2 protein-coding genes are annotated in these 1712 nt (G+C 63.9%); both read left to right on the forward strand.

Going from position 1 to position 1712, the window contains the following annotated elements; all coding sequences use genetic code 11:
- Positions 1 to 118 precede the first annotated feature (118 nt).
- The gene (locus AB0H87_RS41555) at positions 119 to 832 is read left to right on the forward strand and encodes a sugar ABC transporter permease (protein ID WP_360159302.1); all 714 of its coding nucleotides are present in this window, start codon (positions 119 to 121) and stop codon (positions 830 to 832) included.
- A gap of 7 nt (positions 833 to 839) precedes the next feature.
- Positions 840 to 1700: a carbohydrate ABC transporter permease gene (locus tag AB0H87_RS41560; RefSeq protein WP_360159305.1), complete on the forward strand. Its 861-nt coding sequence runs from the start codon at positions 840 to 842 to the stop codon at positions 1698 to 1700.
- The last annotated feature ends 12 nt before the right edge of the window (positions 1701 to 1712 follow it).

Raw genomic sequence — 1712 nt, forward strand, 5'->3', positions numbered from 1 at the left:
GTAAGGGTGAAACGGCGGGGTAAGAGCCTGGCCGCTGGTCTACTCGGTCTACCTGAGCACCTACGAGATCAACTTCTACAAGGGCAACACGTTCGTCGGCATCCAGTTCTACCGGTACGTGCTGGAGAGCTCCGACTTCTGGCACTCGATCGTCGTCGGCCTCTACTACGCGCTGCTGACCGTACCCGCGATGATCCTGATCGCCCTGCTCCTCGCCACCTTCATCAAGTCGCTCGGCCGGCGTGCGGCGGGCTGGATGAAGACCACCGTCTACCTGCCGACCGTCGTCTCCACGGTGGTCGCGTCCGTGCTGTTCCTGCTGATGTACCAGGACGAGGGCGTCGCCAACTGGCTGTTCAACCTGCTCAGCGTCGGCCCGGTCAACTGGCTCAACGACCCACAGCTCGCGCTGCCCGCGATCGCCGTGCCGGGCATCTGGCTCGGCTTCGGCATCACCACGTTGATCCTGCTCGCCGCGCTGCTCGACATCCCGGAGAGCTACTACGAGCAGGCCGCGCTCGACGGTGCCAACTACTTCCAGCGGCTCTTCCGCATCACGCTGCCGCTGCTGAAGAACGTGCTGCTCTACCTGTTCGTCACGGGCTTCACGCTGGCGATCCAGATGATCGACCTGCCGCTGATCATGACGAACGGCGGTCCGTCGGAGGCGACCAACACCCCGAACCTGTACATCTTCAACACGTTCCGCGACGTCACCCCGTACGCGACCAGCTACTCGTTGACCGCCTCACTGCTGCTGTTCGTGGTGATCGGGGCGATCTCGGCGGTCGTCTTCCGGCTCGTCCGGTCCGACAAGGCGATCGACGGCTAGGAGAGTCATGACACCGCGTCTTTTCCAGCGGACCGCGTCCGCCGCGCTCGTCGTGCTGATCAGCGCCAGCATCCTGTTTCCGTTGGCGTGGATGGCCATCGCCGGGTTCAAGGGCCGCACGGAAGTGCTGCGCTCGCCGTTCCAGTTCTTCCCGGACATGTGGCGCTTCGACAACTACACGACCATCGCCAGCGACCCGGAGTTCATGCGCGCCATGGGCGTCACGTTCGTCGGCGCGCTCATCTTCACCGCGTTGAGCCTCGCCGTGAACTCGCTGGCGGCGTACGCCTTCGCCCGCCTCGAGTTCCGCGGAAAGCGGATGTGGTGGGTCTACTGCGTCATGCCGATGTTCATCCCGATGATGGCCATCATGCTGACGTCCTTCATGGTCGTCACGAAGCTCAACATGCTCAACACGCTGGCCGTGCTGATCATCCCGGGTGTCGCGTCGGGCGCGCAGATGTTCTTCCTCCGGCAGTACTACCTGAACTTCCCGGTGGCGGTCGAGGAAGCCGCGATGATCGACGGTGCCAGCCGGTGGCAGATCTTCCTGCGGCTGTTCCTGCCGCAGTCGGCCGCCCCGTTCGTCGTCGTGGGCATCGCGTCGTACCTGGCGTTCTGGAACGCGTACGTGTGGCCGATCCTCACCATCACCGACCCGAACCTGACCCAGATCATGCAGTTCCTCGGCAACTTCCGGTCGGCCCGCGGCAACGACTGGGGCATGCTGATGGCCGGCTCGACGCTCGCGTCGCTGCCGACCATCCTGCTGCTGCTCATCTTCCAGCGCTTCATCGTCAACGGAGTGCGGATCAGCGGCATGAACCGACCATCGCACAGGCCAAGACACCGATGTACTTCTTCCTGACGCTCGCGCTCG

Origin of the sequence: Asanoa sp. NPDC050611, from assembly GCF_040654855.1 — a bacterium.
Classification (GTDB): domain Bacteria; phylum Actinomycetota; class Actinomycetes; order Mycobacteriales; family Micromonosporaceae; genus Asanoa.